Raw genomic sequence first — 18557 nt, 5'->3', positions numbered from 1 at the left:
ATCAGTCTCCTTGGGGGCTGCTGTGTTGCAGACGTTGGATGGCTTGCGCCAATTGCAGGGTGCCGCTCAAGTGACGCTGCACCACATCGGGGTCGAAGGCCGCAGCGCTCGGCGTGGTGGCCTGGCGCAGCAGGGATTCGGTGTGGGCCAAGCTGCGGCGCACGAGCTTGTCTTCCAGCTGGGCTGCCTGCTCGAGGCTGCCGACCTCAGCGCTGATCAGCAGCGCCATCGCGTGGCTGATGTGTTCCAGGGCCTGGCTCAGCACCTCGGAGTGCCGGCCGGTTTCGGCCTCCAGCAGGGCCAGGGCATTGCGTGGCCGGGCAGCCAGATCGCGGCACCAGGCCAAGGCGGTGACGAAGTCGAAGGCCCCGTCGTGCTGGCGCTTCAGCTGGCCCAGCAGCACCCGCAGTTTGTCGCTGTTGGTGTTGGCGCCTTCCACTTTGAGTTGGGCCAGCCAGAGGTAAAGATCGCTGGGGATGCGCGCCGACAGCGGCTCCATCGTCGTGCTCGGGACTTGCGTCATGGACCTGCTCCTGCGGGCCTGTGGAGACCCGATGCGAGGCAGTGTATTCGTTTGAATTCAAATGACAACACCCCCGGAAGGGGGTAGGGACCGAGGTCCGTTGCGAGTCAGCCAAGGCGGGTTCCAGCGGGCGAGGCCGCCTATGTGGCTCGCTTTTCTGGCAGGCAATCAAAGATAGAGTGCCCACAGTTGATTGCTGAGCTTCTTGGCCGGGTCGTGCAGCTGCTTCAGCCGGCGCAGCTCGCTCACCTCCGGGTAGGCTTGCTCGAACTGCGCTTGGCTGGCATGCAGCTGGTAGGGCAGGTAGTAGCGCCCCTCGTGCTCCAGGGCCAGGGTGATCAGCTCGCGCGTCCAGCCGGCCACCCGGGCCTGGGCTGCCTCGTCGGTGCCCTGCTTGTAGTACAGCACGAAGCAGAACACGTCCTCCCGGGCCCAGGGTAGAAGGCTGTCGGTGTCGGCCGGTGCATGGCGTATGGATACGTTCAGCGCCATCACCCGGTGCTTTTGCAGCAGCGCCGCCATGGAGCGGGCGAAAGCCAGGAAGTGCCGTGGCGGAATGAAGTACTCCTGCAGCACATAGCTGGAGCGTGTGCGCTGGCGCGGCTCCAGCTGGGCCACATCGAGGCTGGCCTCATGGTTCAGCCATTGCACGGCCGTGCCGGCGCTGAGCAAGGGGTGCACGACCTGGCTGCGCAACAAGGCCCCACCGGGCAGCTCGCTCATCACCCAGATGAGGCTCTGCTCCAGCCGGTAGCTGGCGCCGCGTGGCACCAGGCGGGCGGTCTCGGTCAGCGGCGTGCTGTCTGCGCAGCGGCGCCAGCTGACCGCGACCGGCCGGTCGAATCGTGGCGGCAGCAGATCGGCGTTGTGCAGCACGCAGTCCTCGCGAGTCAGCACTTCGCGCTGGAAGTAGGCCGGGTAGTCGGCCAGCGCCACGCTTTTCACTTCGCGGCGGATCTTGCAGTTGCGGGCCAGATCGAGCTCCACCTCGCTGATCACTGCCAGCGCCCCGTAGCCGCCCAGTGCCGCTCGGAACAGCTCGGCGTTCTCGTTGCGGCTGGCCTCGACGATGCGGCCATCGGCCAGCACCAGTTGCAGCGCCTGCACCGTGCGGCCTACAGGCCCGTGGCCGACATAACGGCCATGGCAGTTGACTGAGACCGAGCCGCCGATGCTGAAATTGGAATAGCTCTGCATGGTCTTGACGGCCAGGCCCAGTGGGTCGAGATGGTCTTGCAGATCCCGCCAGCTCATGCCGGCCTGCACCCGCACGCGCATCTGCTCCGCCCGCAGCCAGACCAGGGCTTTCATATCGCGCAGATCCAGCTGCAGGCCGCCAGTGATCGCCACCTGACCGCCCATGCTGAAATGCCCGCCGCCCACAGCGACCTGGCCCGGCCAGGCGCGCAAGGCGGCCGCGATGTCCTGGGCGGAACGAGGGCGCTCGATACGCGCCACCGGTACGCTGTAGAGACGGGTGACGTTGTGCACCCACAGCTCCGGCGCGCAATGCACCGCCGTGGGCAGCAGGCTGAGCAGACCGGCTTGGGCCAGGCCCAGAACCAGGCGGCGCCGGCTCAGCGCCGGCAGCGCGGCAAGATCGCTTAATCTCTGATCGCTGCTAACTTTCGGAGCCCCTGCCATGTTCTGCTTCTCCCTGCGTTCCCTGGTCCTCGCTCAGCGTAGCTCAAGCCGCATGCGGCGAGGCCAGATGGGCCTGCTGCTGGCGCTCTTCTGTGGCGCAGCGCCCGCTGCGCCGGCAGGGCCGCGCCCGGCCTTCGACTGCGCCAAGGTCCAGCCCGGCAGCATGGCCGCCCTGGTTTGCGCCGATGCCGGCCTCGCGCAGCTGGACCTGCAGCTGAGTCAGGTCTACAGCCAGGCTTTGAAAAAGGCCGCCAAGGAGCGCCCGCCCCTGCTCAAGGCCGAGCAGCGCGGCTGGGTCAAGGGCCGGGACGAGTGCTGGAAGAGCGAGGACAAACCGGCCTGCGTGAAAGACAGCTATGTCCGCCGCATCGCCGAGCTGCAGGCTCGCTACCGCCTGCTGCCGGCGCAGGGGCCGATCCGCTGGGCCTGTGATGGCAATGCCGCCAAAGAGGTGGTGGTGAACTTCTTCGCCACAGAGCCGCCGACCCTGGTAGCCGAATTCGGCGACAGCAACTCGCTGATGTTTGCCGAGCGCAGCGCCAGCGGAAGCCGCTACGTCGGCCGCAATGAGAGCTTCTGGGAGCACCAGGGCGAAGCCCGCATCGTCTGGGGCTATCAGGCGCCGGAGATGGTCTGCCGGCGCCCCTGACGCTTTACTCCTGCGGAGTGCTGGGGCTGTAGCCGCTGGCCGGCAGGCGCGGGGCCACCAGGCGCCGGCCTTCGTCGCCCTGCACCCGGCCGAAGCGCGGGCCGCCGGCTTCGCGTTGCGCATCCCAATCGGCCTGCGCCTGGGCCACCGCCGCGCGGCTGAGTCCGACGAAGTTCCACCACATCTCGATCTCGGCCGGGAAGGGCTCGCCGCCTAGCAGCAGCAGGCGGCCGCCGGCGCTGAGGCGGATGGACGCGGGAGCCTGCCCCGGCGCCAGATAGGCGAGCTCGCCCGTGCCCAGGGTCTCGCCGGCCAGGCCCAGTTCGCCTTCCAGCGGCAGCAGGCCATGCTCGAAATCGCTGCGCAGATTCAGTTGCAGCTCGACGGCTTCGTTCGGTGCATGGATCTCCAGGCCCAGCAGCGGCGTGTAGACACGCGGCGGCGCCGTGCGGCCGGCGTGGCTGCCGGCCAGCAGGGTCCATTGCGCGCCTTGCTCCTGCCAGCGCGGCAGGCTGGCATGGTGCTCGAAGGCCGGCGGCCGGTCTTCCTCGCCCGGGGGCAGCGCGATCCAGAGCTGGGCCGCGTGGATGCGCGCCGTGCCGGCGGGCGCATCTTCGGTGTGGACGATGCCGTGGCCGGCCGTCATCAAGTTCACTTCGCCGGGCCGGATCAGCTGCTCGCTGCCCAGGCTGTCGCGGTGCAGGATCTCGCCCTCGATCATCCAGGTGAAGGTCTGCAAGCCGATGTGCGGATGGCCGCCGACATGCAGGCCGCCGTTCTCCAGCGCCTGACCCTCAAACTGCACGGGCCCGATGTGGTCGAGAAAACACCAGGCACCCACGCGGCGCCGCTGCGCCGTCGGCAGGGCGCGGCGTATGGTCAGACCCTCGCCCAGCTCGGTGCGGCGGGCGTGGATGCGGTCGAAGGGGGCGGCGGGGGGGCTGCTGTTGCTGCTGCTCATGCGCGGGCTCCGGGGTGTCTGGGCAACATCATCGCCGGAAAAACACCGACTCAGGCCTGCGGGATAGGGCCACGAGGCGGGCCTGCGAGTGGGCACTTTTGCGGTTGAGGCTTCAGCCCGCGATCAGGCCTGTTTCTTCTGGCGCGCAGTCGCTCAATGTCGGCTTCCCCGTTTTGTCTCGGTGCGTACTGCCTCGCGTATGCAGGAAAGCTTGGTGCTTGGTCCGATCGCTTCCTCGCCACCGTGCAGGCGTTTCCCGAGGTGGTCGATTTCTACCGGTTGAGCGGCGACGTCAACCACCTGCTGCACGTCCTCGTGCCCGGCATCGCCGCCTACGACGCGGACTACAAGCGCTTGATCGCTGGCACGCAGCTCTTCGATGTCGGCTCCACCTTCGCGATGGAGGTGCTGAAGTTCACGATGGCACGGTCGTTGTCCTATGTCCGGTGAGTGCGCCGGCGGCGCCCAGGCGTGCGGACTCTGGCCTCGTTGGCCCTGGGAGCCGGTTTGCACTGACCATGGCTGCACAACTCGCTGGCGGGCCCAGTGCAACTGATGTGTCGGCTATAGGCTGGTGTCGGTCGTACGTTATGCCAGAACGAAGGTCCGCGACCGCCGGAAGCGGTCAACGGCGGGTCGCTGCTGGCTTGGACCGCTGCGCTCCCGCGACCGGTCGCTCACCCGATGCGGTAAGCCTGGCGTAGCTTGAATGACCGCGGCCGCGTTGCGCATCTTCAGTCGCTCAACCAGTGGCAGGTGTAACGGCCTGAACTCTTCAACAAGCAGCCATAAGAGCTTGCGGGATTCGATACCTAAGTAGCTACTTCCGCCTCGCTTCGACGGTGGCTTTGCGAGCCTCCACTGCCACGCGCCATGCTTCGAGCTTGTCAATATCGGACCGCAGGTCGTCGGGATGCGGCGTTGCAAGCTGCGCGGACGTGGCGGCATCATGGCCTGAGAATTTCGAGCTCTTGGTCATGCCTGCGTCGACCGCGTCGTAGTCGCTGTCTTCGACGATCACGCTTTTGAGTCGTTGGGTCGAGACGCCTTCGGCGAAGCGTGTAACGACGCCCTGAAACAAGACCTCTTCCACGGCACGCTCCCAGGCCATCCGAAGGTGCGAATAGGCCTCCCGGCTGAGCCGCGTCGCCTCGGCCTCGTCGCCAGTCTTGTGGACCCGCAATACCTCGTCGCACATGTTCCGAAGGGCCTTCACCCGTTTGGACGTGCTGAGCGTGTCAAACGGCAGTCGGCTGGCTTGGACGCCGAAGCCGGCTTGCCCTCTTCCGATGCACTGCGTCGACTCGGCGCAGCCTGCTTGTGCGGCCTCCTGCTGGAGGATGCAGAGGAAGTAGATGTCGTGCGTAAAAACAATCACCTGGCGGTGCTTTGCCTCTTCGGCAAGCCTCGTGGCCACATGCCACCTCCGGCGGTGGTCGAGTGACGAGACGGGGTCGTCGAAGACGATGCCGCCCAATCCCTTGCCCAGCTTCACCTCCGCCAGGAACGACGCGATCGCGATGGCCCGCTGCTCGCCTTCGCTCAAGATCGTCGAGGGCCTACCGCCCCCGGGAAGCTGCATCGCTAGCTTATATTGGACTTTCCCGCCGACGGTCGCCGCCTTCATCACGACTTGGAGCTCGTGGACGTTCAGCGCGCGCAGCTCCGCGTTCAGCGCGTCTGCGACCTCTTGCGTCGCCATTTCGTTCGAGAGCCGGGTGGACTTTTGTGAGATGCCGGTCGTTACGATCGCCGTCGCACATGCTTCCAGCTTGTCGTTCAGGACCAGCTTCTCGATGGCTTCCAACGCCGTCGCCTTGATCTCGGCGAGTTTCGCCCGGGCATCAAGCTCCGCCTGTTCCGCGACCTGCTCCGCCTTGGCTTTCTCGTCCATCGAGTCCTCTAGGGCCTGGGCCTCGATCCCGAGTGCCTTGGCCATGTCGATGAGCATGAAGCTCGGATCGGCCGGCAGCGCGGCGATGTCGTCCCATAGCATGGCGCCACCGGCGGCATTCATCGCTGCGGCGCGGCGCTCCCGCATCGCCTTCTGGAACGACGCGAACAATTCTGAGGATTCTGGAAAGGCGTCCGCGAGTTCCTTGCCCAACGCATCGTCGATTGACAAGTCGATGCTCGCGTCCTTGATCGCGAGATAGGCAGCCGCCGCCGTCGACTTTGCCGCCTTGGCAGCCTTCTCCGCTTCCTGCTGGATGAAGGCGTCGAACGACGCCAGTTTGGTAATGCCATCGGCTCCTAGCGTGTTCTGACACAGCGGGCAGGCGGAATCCTCGGGCAAGGACGGGAACGCATGCCCCGTGTGGGAGGTCGCAGCGAACTTCCGGGCCGCCTCAAACAGCTCCTGCCATAGCTCGGAGCCCGTCCCGGGCAGCAAGCCCGGGGTGACCTTGAACTGCTTTGACGCCAGTTCAGCAGCTTGCTTCGCACGGTTGGATTTCTCGACCAGATCCCGCAGAGCCTTTATCTTGGAGTCGTCCACAACGGCGAGGGCGGACGCGATTCGACCGGCTAGGCCATTGAAGCGGCTGGCCCGCAGCCGGAGCGCTTGGGCCTTCTGCTTGGGGTCGGCCTCCGCCAACGTCTTGTTCAGGATGGCGAGCCGCTCTAGGTCTTGCGGTGTAACGGCAGCGAGCTCCTCGATCTCCTTGGGCTTGGTGGCCGCCGAAAGGCCGACGAGAAGCCGGCCGGTCTTGGTGTTCGTCTTTGACAGGACGGCGAACGGTTCGAGGTTGACCTTGTTGGCCGACTGCTCGGCTGTCGCCATCCGCTTTACCGCGACGCATGCTTTGACCAAGGCTTCGAGGGTGTCGAGGCCGTATGGGACATAGGCGAAGTCACCGTCGTTGTTCAGATAGGCGTGCGCGCAGTGCGAGTCGAAGATCGAGATCTCCGACAACTGTTCCGGCGAGGTTCCGCCGCCCTTCCATGAAAGCGGTGTCGTGGCACCGTCCACTATGGTGTCGAAGGTGGCCTCGGGCGCTGTCGACTGATCGCGAGGCTTCCGGGCGTCGGGGAGGATTGCCTCGGCTTGGTCCCGGGCTCTGCACGCCTTCTTGAGCACCCGCGAGTAGCCGGATTTGCCCGCCCCGTTCTCCCCGTAGATGATGGTCAGGCCGGTGGGAGCGATTGGCAGGCTTTGACCCTCGGCCAGCGCGTTGACGTTCTGCAGATTCTTGATGGCGGTGATCTGGACGAGCCGGTTTGGCACGGACGGCGCGGCGATCTGTTCCGCCGTCAATCCCGCTGGCGTCCGCTTTTGAGGATCTACGATGCCATGCTCCGCCTTGGCCATTGCGTAGAGGTCCTCAAGGTCAGTGTCCGACAACGTTCGGTCGATGTAGAGCCTGCGGATCGCGTCTTGCTGCCATAAAGGCAGGATCTTGGACCAGTTGTAGATTTCTTGAAGGATCGTCAACGCTTGCTCCTCTGCCAAACGCTAGTGCGGGCTCGATGGAGCCTGCCGACGCCGCACGGGTTCATGCCCGTCACTTTGCGTCTTACCGGCGTCATGGTAAAGCAGCTGGGCGGTTGCGCGGGTCCGCGACGGTGGGCAAGAACAGCTTGGGCAAAGCTGCCTTTGCACCTCGAATACCTGACGTTTGTGCATCGCGCGGTCACCTAGCCCAGTGACCGCTTGATGACGACTATCGTGAGTTCGGTTCACAGTAGCGGATGACCGCAACCGCTGCAAAGCCGTAGTTGCCGCACCGTCATGCGCAGCCGCTTGCTCAGCGCAAACATGCGCTGGGATCAATGCCGATCATCGCGCGCACGGTGAAAAGAAGTCGAAGCCCTCATCGCCTCTGAATTCCTCTGTGTCTCCTTGACTATGTGGTCGGTTCCGGCTGTTCAAACACAAGCGCAAGCGCAACCGCAGCCGCCCAAAGGCCCAAAGGCCCAAAGAAAAAGCCCGCCATATCAGGGCGGGCTTTCGGTTAGCGGGTTAGCGCCTGAGGATCAGGCCTGTTGCTTCCACTGATGCGTCAGCGATTCCCACTTGGCCTTGGCCGCGTGGACATGGCGCTCCTTGACATGGCCATAACCGCGAATTTCTTCGGGGATGCGGGCAATCTCGGTGGCCAGCTTCAGGCGATCGGCGGTCAAGCCCTTGGCCAGGATGGCTTCGATGGCGGCGCGGTACTCGCCGATCAGGGCGCGTTCCATCTTGCGCTCGGCGGTGTAGCCGAAGACGTCGAGTGCCGTGCCGCGCAGGCCCTTGAGCTTGGCCAGCAGGCCGAAGGCCGGGCGAACCCAGGCGCCCATCTGCTGCTTGACCAGCTCGCCCTTGGCGTTCTTCTTGGCCAGCAGCGGCGGGGCCAGGTGGTGCACCAGCTTGTAATTGCCTTCGAACTGGCTGGCCACCTTCTCGACAAAGCTCTTGTCGGTGTGCAGGCGGGCGACTTCGTACTCGTCCTTGTAGGCCATCAGCTTGAACAGGTACTTGGCCACAGCCTCGGTCAGCGCCGTGCTGCTCAGGCTGCCCTCGGCCGCGCGCACCTTCTCGACGAAGGCTTTGTACTGCTCGGCATAGGCCGCGTTCTGGTAGCCGGTCAGGAAGTCCACGCGCTTGGCCACCAGCTCGTCCACGCTGGGGCGCTTGACGATGTTGATGACCTGGCGGGCGGCGTACAGGCCTTGCACGGCAGCCAGATCGATGGCGCAGCGACGGCCCCACTCGAAGGCGGCCTTGTTGTTGTCGATCTGCACATTGTTCAGCTCGATGGCGCGCATCAGGGCGGCATAGCTCAGGGGCACGCGGCCCTTTTGCCAAGCGTAGCCCAGCATCAGGGGGTTGGTGTAGAGCGAGTCACCGATCAGCTTGACGGCCACTTCTTCGGCGTCGAACAGACCCAGATGCTCCTTGCCCACCGCGGCCATGACGGCGGCTTCGCAGGCGGCGCCGGGGAAGCTCCAGTCGGCGTTGTTGACCAGGCTGGCGGTCGGCGAGCCGTGGGTGTTCAGCGCCACAAAGGTGTGGCCTTCGCGCATGACGGCGAGGGTGGTCTTGTTGGCGGCGACGATGGAATCGCAGGCGATCACCAGATCGGCCTCGGCCGTGCCCACCTTGGTGCAGTGGATGGCGTCGGCGCTGTTGGCGATCTGGATGTGGCTCCAGGTGCTGCCGCCCTTTTGCGCCAAGCCGGCCGCGTCCTGCGTGATCACGCCCTTGCCTTCCAGGTGGGCGGCCATGCCCAGCAGCTGGCCGATGGTGATGACACCAGTGCCGCCCACGCCGGCCACCACAATGCCCCAGGCCTTTTCGGCGTTAGGGATGATGGGCTGAGGCACGGCGCCGAGCGAGGCGTCGAAGGGGTTGAGGCGCTTGTCCTTCTTGGGCTTCTTCAGTTCGCCGCCCTCGACGGTGACGAAGCTGGGGCAGAAGCCCTTGACGCAGCTGTAGTCCTTGTTGCAGCTGTTCTGGTTGATCTGGCGCTTGCGGCCAAAATCGGTGTCCAGCGGTTCGATGGACAGGCAGTTGGACTGGATGCTGCAGTCGCCGCAGCCTTCGCAGACCAGCTCGTTGATGACCACGCGCTTGGCCGGGTCGACCAGCTTGCCCCGCTTGCGGCGGCGGCGCTTTTCGGTGGCGCAGGTCTGGTCGTAAATGATGGCCGTGGTGCCCGGGATCTCGCGGAACTCGCGCTGGATGGCGTCGAGCTCGTCGCGGTGGTGCACGGTGACGCCGGCGATCAGGGACACGCCCTGGTACTTCTCGGGCTCGTCGGTCACGATCACCAGTTTGGCCACGCCTTCCGAGATCAGGCTCTGCATGATCTGCAGCACGCTGTGGCCTTCGGCGCGCTCACCGACCTGCTGGCCGCCGGTCATGGCGACGGCGTCGTTGTAGAGCACCTTGTAGGTGATGTTCACGCCCGAGGCGATGCTCTGGCGGATCGCCAGGATGCCGCTGTGGAAGTAGGTGCCGTCACCGAGGTTGGAGAAGATGTGCTTCTCGTTCGTGAAGGCCGACTGGCCCACCCATGGCACGCCTTCGCCGCCCATCTGGGTGAAGGTGGCGGTGTTGCGGCCCGGCATCCAGGTGACCATGTAGTGGCAGCCGATGCCGCCCACGGCACGCGAGCCCTCGGGCACGCGGGTGCTGGTGTTGTGCGGGCAGCCCGAGCAGAACCAGGGCGTGCGGTCGGCGCCGCCGGCGGTCTTCTCTTCGGCCTTGAGGGCGTTTTCCTTGCCGTCGATCAGGGCCACGCGGGCGTCCAGGCGGGCCGACACATCGGCGTCCACGCCCAGCTTCTTCAGGCGCTTGGCAATCGCGCGGGCGATGATGGCCGGGGTCAGGTCGGCCTGCGGACGCAGCAGCCAGTTCTTGCTCGGGTTGGCCATGCCCCATTCGCCACCCAGGGCGCCGGAGTCGGCGTCGTCGTCGAACTTGCCCAGCACATGCGGGCGCACATCGGGGCGCCAGTTGTAGAGCTGTTCCTTGATCTGGTACTCGATGACCTGGCGCTTTTCTTCAACGACCAAGATCTCTTGCAGGCCGTCGGCGAAATCACGGGTGATGGTCGCTTCCAGCGGCCAGACCACATTGACCTTGTGCAGGCGGATGCCGAGGCGGCGGCAGGTGTCGTCGTCCAGGCCCAGGTCATGCAGAGCCTGGCGGGTGTCGTTGTAGGCCTTGCCCGAGGCGATCAGGCCGAAGCGGTCCTGCTTGGTCTCGATGACGTTGTAGTTCAGCTTGTTGGCGCGCACGTACGCCAGGGCGGCGTACCACTTGTGGTCCATCATGCGCGCTTCCTGGTCCAGCGGCGGGTCGGGCCAACGGATGTGCAGGCCGCCGGCCGGCATGCGGAAGTCTTCCGGCAGGATGATGTTGACGCGGTCCGGGTCGACGCTGACCGAAGCGGACGACTCGACGATTTCCTGGATCGTCTTCATGCCCGACCACAGGCCCGAGAAGCGGCTCATGGCAAAGGCATGCAAGCCCATGTCCAGGATGTCTTGCACGCTGCTGGGGAAGAACACCGGGAAGCCGGCGGCCTTGAAGACGTGGTCGCTTTGGTGGGCGGCGGTGGAGCTCTTGGCGATGTGGTCATCGCCGGCAATGGCGATCACGCCGCCATGCTTTGCGGTGCCGGCCATGTTCGCGTGCTTGAACACGTCGATGCAGCGGTCCACGCCCGGGCCCTTGCCGTACCAGATGCCGAAAACGCCGTCGAACTTGGCTTTTTCCTTGAACAGGTCCAGCTGCTGCGTGCCCCAGACGGCGGTGGCGCCGAGTTCTTCGTTGACGCCGGGCTGGAAGACGATGTTCTGCTTGGCCAGATGCTTCTTGGCCGCTTGCAGGGCCTGGTCGTAGCCACCCAGCGGCGAACCGCGGTAGCCCGACACAAAGCCGGCGGTGTTCAGGCCCTGGATGCCATCGCGCGTGCGCTGCAGCATGGGCAGGCGAACGAGGGCTTGCACCCCGCTCATGAAGGCGCGGCCGGCGTCGAGCGCGTATTTGTCGTCCAGCGTGACCTTCTCTAGCGCACGCAGGATGTGGTCGGGCAGGGGAGCATTCATGTGGGGTGTCTCGGCTTGTCTCGGGGTGGAACCGGGCTGGCTGCTGCCGCTTGTGGCGGCCATGCTCCCGTGTGCGGGTGACCGGCAGTATGTCCGGTGCTGGGGCCTGATGTACAGAGGGCGCGGCCCGGCCGCGCCCGCGTCAGAAGGCAGGCAGAAGTGTAGGGAAAGGGCGGCGAGCGGTGCTTGCTATTTGGGCTTGCAAATCGGCTGCTTGAGCAATAATCTTTCCCGAAATCTAAATTCGGGAAACAAATGGCAATCAGAAGGTCGTCGTCTGGTAAAAACCCGCAGTCCACCGACGAGGCTGCAGCGGCGCCGGGAGATGCCGGCCTGGCCGGTGATCAGCCCCAGGGCGACACCCTGGACCGCTATCACATCGCCATCCTGGCCGAGCTGCAGAAGGATGCGCGGCTTTCCAATGCCGAACTGTCGGCGCGCATCGGCCTGTCCACCGCGCCCACCTGGCGGCGCGTGCGGTGGCTGGAGGAACAGGGCTTCATCACCGGCTACCGCGCCGAGATCGACCGCCGCAAGATCGGCCTCGGCGTGCTCGCCTTTGTGCGCGTGGACGCCGACCGCAACACCGGCACCTCGACCAAGCCCTTGGAGGACGCCATCCGCAAGCTGCCCGAGGTGATTTCCTGCCACTACATCTCGGGCGCCGGCACCTTTGAGCTGCAAGTGCTGGCCACCGATCTGGAGGCCTTCAGCCGGTTTACCATCGACACCCTCTTGCACCTGCCTAACGTCAAGGATGTGCACACCAGCTTTTCGCTCGGTGAAGTGAAGGCCGGGGGCGGCGTGCCGCTGCGGCATTTGCGCGGCGGCTGAAGGCGCGACACACCATGCCCATGCCGGAGCTGGATGCGATTGCGGCCCGTAGCAGCCACGCCTTGCGCCGCGCCATGAAGGCGGCGTGGCGGCGTGCGGATGGCGAGCGTTCGGGTGCGCGTCTGCTGGGCCAGTTCCTGCTGGGCTTGCTGCTTTGCGTGCTGCCCGTCTGGTGGGTGGGCCTGTGGGGCGCGCTGTTCAGCGCCCTGTCTTTGACCTATTTGCTATTGCCGGCCCTGCTGTCCGGCCTGGCTGAACTCTGGGCCTGGGCCGCGCCGGCGCGCTGGGCCGATGTCCAGGGGCAGCGCTACAGCTTCATGGGCGCCTACCTGCACATCGAACGCGACCTGGACGGTCAGCCCTGGCTGAGCTGCGAGGAGGTGCGCCGTGCCGGGGTGGACCTGCCCGAATCCTGGATCGTGCAAGCCCGGCTCGACCCGGCCCGCTGCCGCATGGACGCCAGCGGCCGCCGCCTGCAGCTGCGGGCGGACGCCTTGCTGGCCGGCCTGCAGGGCACGGCCCAGCCGCGCGGCCACAAGTTCGCGCTCTGGCTGCAGCGCGTGGTCATCTATCCGGCCGATCGGGCGGCGCGGCAGCGCTGAAAGCTTCTCTGTCGGCGTAGGCTGGTTTTCCCTGACGCGAAGTGAGGCGGAACAACTCTATATTCCGCTCCCCGGCTGAACCGACCGTTAGGGCGGAGCTTGGCTGGAGCCGTCGCGGGCTTTTTCTTCGTGCCTTGTCTGCACGCAGGGGCCCGCGCTCACAACATCGATCGAGGAGGAGACCTTTTCCATGAAACTCAAGACCCACAGCCGTTTTCGTCTTGCAGCCCTGGCTTGTGCCGCTGGCGCCTTGAGCGCCGGCGGTGCCGCGCAGGCTGCCAGCTACCAGTTCAGCGGCGACATCAGCGCCAGCCCGACCTTCCAACGCCTGATCGGCAGCGGCCCCAATTTGTCCTCCGTGGCCAATGCGGTGCATTTCAATGCCTTCGAGTTCAGTGTCGACCAAGCCGGCAGCTACAGCTTCGAGAGCCTGGTGCCCGGCGACACCGGCACCACCGGCGGCGTCTGGGACAACTACCTGTTCCTCTACCAGACCGCATTCAACCCGGCTGACGCACGCGTCAACATCCTCAAGGGCGTCAGCGGCCTCGGTTTCGGCCCGGCGACCATGAACTTTGACCTGAACGCGGGCGGCCGCTATGTGCTGGTGACCAGCGGCTATCTGAACAAGGACATGGGCAGCTTCGTCAACACCATCAACGGTGCCGGTCAGGTGTCGCCGGTGCCGGAGCCCGGTGCTGCTGCTTTGTTGCTGGCCGGGCTGCTGGCCTTGGCCGGGGTGGTGGCTACCGGCCGGCGCGGCGCCTGAGTCGGGGGCGGGGCTGCGCTTGCCGGCTTTGGTCCCTGCAGGCAGGAGGCTCATGGTTGGCGCGCGCACAGCGCCCAATGCCGGCCCTGCGACCTCAGCCAGCTGATAGTCTGGGTCTTCACTTCGTGAACCCCCGGACATGAGCGCCAGCGCCCGCCTGCCTTTCAAACATTTCCTGCTCGCCCTGGCCGTGGTGGCCATCTGGGGCAGCAATTTCGTCGTCATCCGCCTCGGACTCGACGCCTTGCCGCCCTTGTTGTTCGCCACCTTGCGCTTCAGCTTGGCGGTGCTGCCGGCCGTGTTCTTCATCCAGCGGCCTGACTTGCCATGGCGCAATCTCGCCAGCTATGGACTCTTGATCGGCGTCGGTCAGTTCGGCCTGCTCTTTCTGGCCATGCGCGGGCCGCAGCCCGCCATCTCGCCCGGCCTGGCTTCGCTGGTGATTCAAACTCAAGTGTTTTTCACCCTCATGCTGTCCATGCGCCTGACGCGCGAGCCGGTACGGTGCTACCAATGGCTGGCTCTGGGCCTGGCGGCCTCGGGCATCGCCCTGATCGCCAGCCACACCGACGGCAGCGCCACGCCCTTGGGCCTGGCCATGGTGCTGGCCGCGGCCTTCAGCTGGGCTTGCGCGAACATGGTCGGCAAGCAGGCCGGGCGGGTGAATATGCTGGCCTATATGGTCTGGACCAGTGTCTTCGCCGTGCCACCCTTGCTGCTGCTGTCCCTGCTGGTCGAGGGGCCGCAAGCCATGGCGGCGGGCTTGCACAAGGCGGATCTCGGCACCTGGGCGGCCGTGCTCTGGCAGGCCCTGGGCAACACCTTGTTCGGCTACGCCGCCTGGGGCTGGCTGCTGGCCCGTCATGCGCCGGCCACCGTCGTGCCCATGGCCTTGCTGGTGCCGGTCTTCGGCATGAGCACTGCGGCCCTGGTCTTGGGCGAAAGCCTGCCAGCCTGGAAGCTGATCGCCGCCGGTTTGGTGTTGGCCGGTCTGGGGCTGAATCTGCTGTGGCCTTTGCGCAAGGGAAGAACGCAGGCGGCATGACCCAGCGCACAGTCAAGGCCTTGATGCTGCGTTAGGCTGGGCCCATGGACATCTCGAACACCCCACGCTTCCAGTTCTTCACCGGCAAGGGCGGTGTCGGCAAAACCTCTTGCTCCACCGCCACCGCCCTGGCCCTGGCCGACGCCGGCCAGCGCGTGCTGCTGGTCAGCACCGACGCGGCCTCCAACCTCGATGAGATGCTGGCCATCCCGCTGCGCCAGCTGCCGGTGCCCGTGCCCGGAGCGCCGGGCCTGTCGGTCATGAATATCGACCCCAACCAGGCCGCCGAGGACTACCGCCAGCGCGTGCTGGCGCAGCTGGGCGCCGGTGCCAGTGCCGCCGAGCGGGACACGGTGCGCGAGCAGCTCAGCGGCGCCTGCACCACCGAGATTGCTGCTTTTGACGAGTTCGCCAGCCTGCTGGCCGAAGGCGCGCCGGGCTTTGACCACATCGTCTTCGACACCGCACCCACCGGCCACACCCTGCGCCTGCTCAGCCTGCCCAAGGCCTGGAGCGGCTTTCTGGCCGACAACGATCGCGGTGCTTCCTGCCTGGGCCCGCACTCGGGCTTGAAGATGCAGGAGGCACGGTTCCAGGCCGCGCTGGCGGCCTTGTGCGACCCGGCGCTGACCGAGGTGGTGCTGGTGGCCCGACCCGAGCGTGGCGCGCTGGACGAGGCCGCGCGCAGTGCCGTCGAGCTGCAGAGTTTGGGGCTGAAGCGCCAGCGTCTGTTGGTCAACGGCGTCTTCCATGCCAGCGTCTCGGATGACCCGGTGGCGGCCGCCCTCGAAGCCCAGGGCCAGACGGCGCTGGCCGCCATGCCCGCAGCCTTGGCCGCACTGCCGCGCCGAGAGTTGCCGCTGCGGCCAATGGACATGGTGGGCCTGGCCGCGCTGCGCGCCTTGTTTCAAGATCCCTCCACAACGTTGCCGGCCCAAGCTTTGGGCGCTTCCGCCTTGGCGGCGCCCGATGAGGCCGCCCGCCTGTCGGCCCTGTGCGATGAGCTGGCCGCCGCCGGCCGGGGCCTCTTCCTGGTCATGGGCAAGGGCGGCGTGGGCAAGACCACCATCGCCGCCGCCCTGGCCATCGGCCTGGTGCAGCGCGGCCATGCGGTGCATCTCAGCACGACCGATCCGGCCGCCCACGTGCTGCCCACGCTGCAGGGCGAGCTGCCCGGTTTGCGCGTCGATGCCATTGATCCCAAGCGCGAGACCGAGGCTTATATCGCCAAGGTCATGGCCCACAAGGGCCGCGATCTGGATGAGGCCGGCCGCGCCCTGCTGCTGGAAGACCTGCAATCGCCCTGCACCGAAGAGGTGGCCGTGTTCCACGCGTTTTCGCGCGTGGTCAGCGAGGCGCGCAGCGCCTTTGTCGTGCTGGACACGGCGCCCACCGGCCACTCGCTGCTGCTGATGGACGCCACCGGCGCCTACGACCGCCAGATGCGCCGCGAGCTGCAGGGTGGCGGTGGTGGTGGTGCGAGCGCACGACTGATCACACCGCTGATGCGCTTGCAAGACCCGGCCTACACCCGCATCCTCTTGGTCACCCTGGCCGAGCAGACGCCGGTCTCGCAAGCAGCAGCGCTGCAAAGCGATCTGCGCCGCGCCGGCATCGAGCCCTTTGCCTGGGTCATGAACCGCAGCCTGCTGGCCGCTGGCGCGCACGACCCGCTCTTGAGCGCCCGCCTGGCTGGCGAGCAGCGGCAGATGCAGCGCATCGCGGACGAGCATCTGGCGCAGCGCCTCTTCTGGCTGCCCTGGTGTGCCCAGCCGCCGGTCGGCATACCGGCCCTGGCTGCGCTGGCGCGCTAAGTCGCGGCGGCCTATGCTGGGCGCATGAACGCATCCCACTCACTCCTTCCCCGCCGGGCCTGCTTGCTTCTGATTGCCCTGGGCCTGATGCCGATGCTCGGCTGGGCTCAGCCCGTGGCCAAGCTGCCGCCCCGCAACCTCTGGGTTGAGATGCGTTGGGTGGAAAGCCGCATGGACGGCGCCAGCCTGGCCGGTGTGCGTGACGGGGCCGTGGTGGTGGGCACGGGCGGCAGCGTCTCGCCCACGCCCGGTGTGAGCCTGAGCACCAGCAGCCACAGCCAGAGCGGCCAGCAGACCCAGCGCGTGCTGGTGCTGAACGGCCGGCAGGCGCAGTTCCAGCTCAACGAGAAAGTGCCGGTGCAGTGGGTCGATGTGTCGGTGCAGATGGACGGCGCGGCGGCGGCCGGGGGCGGCACGCCCACTATGGCGGATGCGCGCGTGCGCGCCGTGCCGCGCAGCGGCTTTGTCGAGCAGACGCGTGGCTTCACCGTGGCCGTGTTCTGGCCCGGCGGCCAGCAGCCGGCGCGCCTGGACCTCAAGGTGCAAACCCCCTCGGGCGAGCCCGGCCCGAACGGCCAGCCGGCCGGCCAGACCCAGCTCGACAGCAGCGTGCAGCTGCGCCTGGGCGAATGGCTGACGGTGGCGCGCACCGGTGCGGCGGTGCAGGCGCAGGAACGCGGCGTGTTCAGCACCCGGGCGGCCGAATCGCAGACCCAGCGCGAGCTGCAGCTGCGCGTCGATCTGGCGCCGTGACTGGGCGAACGGCGCTGCCTTTCGCGCGTGGCTTAAGCCAATCTTGAGACCCGCGGGCGCTTGCCGGTATGGGGCGCCGCCGGCGCCTGCTAGTCTCCAGCGTCCTGGTTTGGAGCTTGTTTTTTGATCATGTTTTTGTCGCTGTCCACCTCCCGTTCGGCCCTGGCGGCCACCGCGCTTTGTTTGTCCTTGTTGACGGCCTCGGCCCAGGCGGTCGATGCTGCGCCTTACCCCGTGTTCGGCGGCAAGCCGCTGCCGGTCGAGCGCACAAGCGCCAAAGTCGTGGGTGTCTACGTGCCCATGTGGGAGAGCGCTGCCCACGTCGACCGCATCCCGGCCGGCAGCGTGACGCACTTGCTGTATTCCTTTCTGCGCCTCTGCGGCCCGGGCCAGATCGCCAAGGACGCAGCGCGCTGCGTGGGCAAGAAGGACTTCCAGCTCAGCACCGGCGGCGCCGAGAAAACTTTCGACGCCGCCTTTGCGCGCTTGAAGGCGCGCGAGCCCCAGGTCAAGGTGCTGGCCTCGGTCGGTGGCTGGGGCGGCTCGGACGGCTTTTTCCATATGGCGCCCGATGCGGCCAAGCGCGCGGTCTTTGTCGAGTCGTCTCTGCAGTTCCTGCGCGATCACCCGAGCTTCGACGGCATCGACATCGACTGGGAGCACCCGGGCGACAACGGTTCCGCCAACGGCGTGCCCCTGGGCAGCCCGACCGACGGCCAGGCCTATGCCGACCTGATGGTCGACCTGCGCCGTGGCCTGCAGCGCCTGGAGGCCGAGACCGGCCGGCCCTATCTGCTGAGCACCGCGATCAACAGTGGCGAGACGGTGGTCAAGCGCATCAACTTCAAGCAGGCGGCGCCGGCGCTCGATCTCATCTTCATGATGACCTACGACTTCTACGGCAACTGGTCAGCCGCGGCGGGCCACCACAGCACGTTGATGAGCAGCCGCAACGCCGCCGGCATCGAGGCCGACGACAGCCTCGACCGCTCGGTGCGCAACCTCGAGGCCGCCGGTGTGCCGCGTGCCAAGCTGGTGGGCGGCGTGGCCATGTACGGCCGTGGCTTTGCCGGCGTTGATCGCCCGCAGACGGGTGCCTTCAAGACCGGCGGCTACCCCGGCGCCGATGGCTCGGCCGGCTACCGCGAAATCGCCGCCCGCTACCTAGGCCCCAAGGGCCAGGGCGTGAACGGTTATCTGGCCCAGTTCGATGCTCAGACCCAGTCCTGGAGCCTGTTCCACCCCAAGCACAAGCTCTGGATGGGCTATGACGATCCGCGCGCTGTCATCGCCAAGGGCCGGTACGCCGTCAAGCAAGGCCTGGCCGGCCTGTTCGCCTGGGAGCTGACCCAGGACAACGGCGATCTGCTCAATGCCATGAACCACGGCGTGGGCAATCTCTTGCTCACGCGCTGAGCATGCGT

14 protein-coding genes are annotated in these 18557 nt (G+C 66.6%); 9 read left to right on the top strand and 5 right to left on the bottom strand.

Features of this window, described 5'->3' with window-relative positions:
* Window position 1: 1 nt before the first annotated feature.
* A complete protein-coding gene (locus tag ACQY39_RS00580; protein WP_428502974.1) occupies window positions 2–523 on the bottom strand; it encodes a hypothetical protein in 522 nt (173 codons plus the stop codon).
* 168 nt (window positions 524–691) lie between these two features.
* Window positions 692–2167: an FAD-binding oxidoreductase gene (locus tag ACQY39_RS00575; protein ID WP_428502973.1), complete on the bottom strand. Its 1476-nt coding sequence runs from the start codon at window positions 2165–2167 to the stop codon at window positions 692–694.
* Here ACQY39_RS00575 and ACQY39_RS00570 point away from each other — a divergent pair.
* Window positions 2166–2816 carry an MliC family protein gene (locus tag ACQY39_RS00570; protein ID WP_428502972.1) on the top strand — a complete coding sequence of 217 codons (651 nt, stop codon included), beginning with the start codon at window positions 2166–2168 and terminating at the stop codon, window positions 2814–2816. The two genes, ACQY39_RS00575 and ACQY39_RS00570, sit on opposite strands and share 2 nt — an antisense overlap.
* A 4-nt stretch (window positions 2817–2820) precedes the next feature.
* On the opposite strand, the gene ACQY39_RS00565 is transcribed toward ACQY39_RS00570, so the two are convergent.
* A complete protein-coding gene (locus ACQY39_RS00565; RefSeq protein ID WP_428502971.1) occupies window positions 2821–3777 on the bottom strand; it encodes a pirin family protein in 957 nt (318 codons plus the stop codon).
* Window positions 3778–3933: 156 nt separating this feature from the next.
* On the opposite strand from ACQY39_RS00565, the gene ACQY39_RS00560 reads away from it, so the two are divergent.
* Window positions 3934–4227, top strand: coding sequence for an Lrp/AsnC ligand binding domain-containing protein (locus ACQY39_RS00560; protein ID WP_428502970.1), 294 nt, complete (start codon window positions 3934–3936; stop codon window positions 4225–4227).
* A gap of 370 nt (window positions 4228–4597) precedes the next feature.
* Here ACQY39_RS00560 and ACQY39_RS00555 read toward each other — a convergent pair whose 3' ends face one another.
* Both ACQY39_RS00555 and ACQY39_RS00550 read right to left on the bottom strand, forming a co-directional pair.
* A complete protein-coding gene (locus ACQY39_RS00555) occupies window positions 4598–7210 on the bottom strand; it encodes an AAA family ATPase (protein ID WP_428502969.1) in 2613 nt (870 codons plus the stop codon).
* Between the two features lie 542 nt (window positions 7211–7752).
* Window positions 7753–11316, bottom strand: a complete 3564-nt coding sequence (locus ACQY39_RS00550; RefSeq protein WP_428502968.1) for an indolepyruvate ferredoxin oxidoreductase family protein — start codon at window positions 11314–11316, stop codon at window positions 7753–7755.
* A 255-nt stretch (window positions 11317–11571) separates the two neighbouring features.
* Here ACQY39_RS00550 and ACQY39_RS00545 point away from each other — a divergent pair, with 255 nt between their 5' ends.
* The 7 genes from ACQY39_RS00545 (at window position 11572) to ACQY39_RS00515 (ending at window position 18549) form a co-directional block, all read left to right on the top strand.
* Window positions 11572–12150: an Lrp/AsnC family transcriptional regulator gene (locus tag ACQY39_RS00545; RefSeq protein ID WP_428502967.1), complete on the top strand. Its 579-nt coding sequence runs from the start codon at window positions 11572–11574 to the stop codon at window positions 12148–12150.
* A gap of 14 nt (window positions 12151–12164) precedes the next feature.
* The gene (locus tag ACQY39_RS00540; protein WP_428502966.1) at window positions 12165–12752 is read left to right on the top strand and encodes a hypothetical protein; all 588 of its coding nucleotides are present in this window, start codon (window positions 12165–12167) and stop codon (window positions 12750–12752) included.
* A gap of 190 nt (window positions 12753–12942) precedes the next feature.
* Complete coding sequence (locus tag ACQY39_RS00535) at window positions 12943–13521, top strand: hypothetical protein (protein ID WP_428502965.1); 579 nt, start codon at window positions 12943–12945, stop codon at window positions 13519–13521.
* 157 nt (window positions 13522–13678) lie between these two features.
* The gene (locus ACQY39_RS00530) at window positions 13679–14566 is read left to right on the top strand and encodes an EamA family transporter (RefSeq protein WP_428510683.1); all 888 of its coding nucleotides are present in this window, start codon (window positions 13679–13681) and stop codon (window positions 14564–14566) included.
* A gap of 44 nt (window positions 14567–14610) precedes the next feature.
* On the top strand, window positions 14611–16380 hold the full coding sequence (gene arsA / locus ACQY39_RS00525; protein WP_428502964.1) for an arsenical pump-driving ATPase: 1770 nt from the start codon (window positions 14611–14613) through the stop codon (window positions 16378–16380).
* Between the two features lie 24 nt (window positions 16381–16404).
* Entirely contained in the window at window positions 16405–17133 is a 729-nt protein-coding gene (locus ACQY39_RS00520; RefSeq protein WP_428502963.1) for a hypothetical protein, read from the top strand.
* Window positions 17134–17262: 129 nt separating this feature from the next.
* A complete protein-coding gene (locus ACQY39_RS00515) occupies window positions 17263–18549 on the top strand; it encodes a glycoside hydrolase family 18 protein (protein ID WP_428502962.1) in 1287 nt (428 codons plus the stop codon).
* The last annotated feature ends 8 nt before the right edge of the window (window positions 18550–18557 follow it).

The organism is Roseateles sp. (assembly GCF_965262435.1).
Lineage (GTDB): Bacteria > Pseudomonadota > Gammaproteobacteria > Burkholderiales > Burkholderiaceae_C > Paucibacter_A.
This window is presented reverse-complemented; position numbering and strand designations above follow the sequence as displayed.

Excerpts from the sequence above, each read along its gene's own strand:
- ACQY39_RS00580 (WP_428502974.1), bottom strand. The coding sequence starts at position 523 with ATGACGCAAGTCCCGAGCACGACGATGGAGCCGCTGTCGGCGCGCATC.
- ACQY39_RS00570 (WP_428502972.1), top strand. The coding sequence starts at position 2,166 with ATGTTCTGCTTCTCCCTGCGTTCCCTGGTCCTCGCTCAGCGTAGCTCA.
- ACQY39_RS00575 (WP_428502973.1), bottom strand. The coding sequence starts at position 2,167 with ATGGCAGGGGCTCCGAAAGTTAGCAGCGATCAGAGATTAAGCGATCTT.
- ACQY39_RS00565 (WP_428502971.1), bottom strand. The coding sequence starts at position 3,777 with ATGAGCAGCAGCAACAGCAGCCCCCCCGCCGCCCCCTTCGACCGCATC.
- ACQY39_RS00560 (WP_428502970.1), top strand. The coding sequence starts at position 3,934 with ATGTCGGCTTCCCCGTTTTGTCTCGGTGCGTACTGCCTCGCGTATGCA.
- ACQY39_RS00550 (WP_428502968.1), bottom strand. The coding sequence starts at position 11,316 with ATGAATGCTCCCCTGCCCGACCACATCCTGCGTGCGCTAGAGAAGGTC.
- ACQY39_RS00545 (WP_428502967.1), top strand. The coding sequence starts at position 11,572 with ATGGCAATCAGAAGGTCGTCGTCTGGTAAAAACCCGCAGTCCACCGAC.
- ACQY39_RS00540 (WP_428502966.1), top strand. The coding sequence starts at position 12,165 with ATGCCCATGCCGGAGCTGGATGCGATTGCGGCCCGTAGCAGCCACGCC.
- ACQY39_RS00535 (WP_428502965.1), top strand. The coding sequence starts at position 12,943 with ATGAAACTCAAGACCCACAGCCGTTTTCGTCTTGCAGCCCTGGCTTGT.
- arsA (WP_428502964.1), top strand. The coding sequence starts at position 14,611 with ATGGACATCTCGAACACCCCACGCTTCCAGTTCTTCACCGGCAAGGGC.
- ACQY39_RS00520 (WP_428502963.1), top strand. The coding sequence starts at position 16,405 with ATGAACGCATCCCACTCACTCCTTCCCCGCCGGGCCTGCTTGCTTCTG.
- ACQY39_RS00515 (WP_428502962.1), top strand. The coding sequence starts at position 17,263 with ATGTTTTTGTCGCTGTCCACCTCCCGTTCGGCCCTGGCGGCCACCGCG.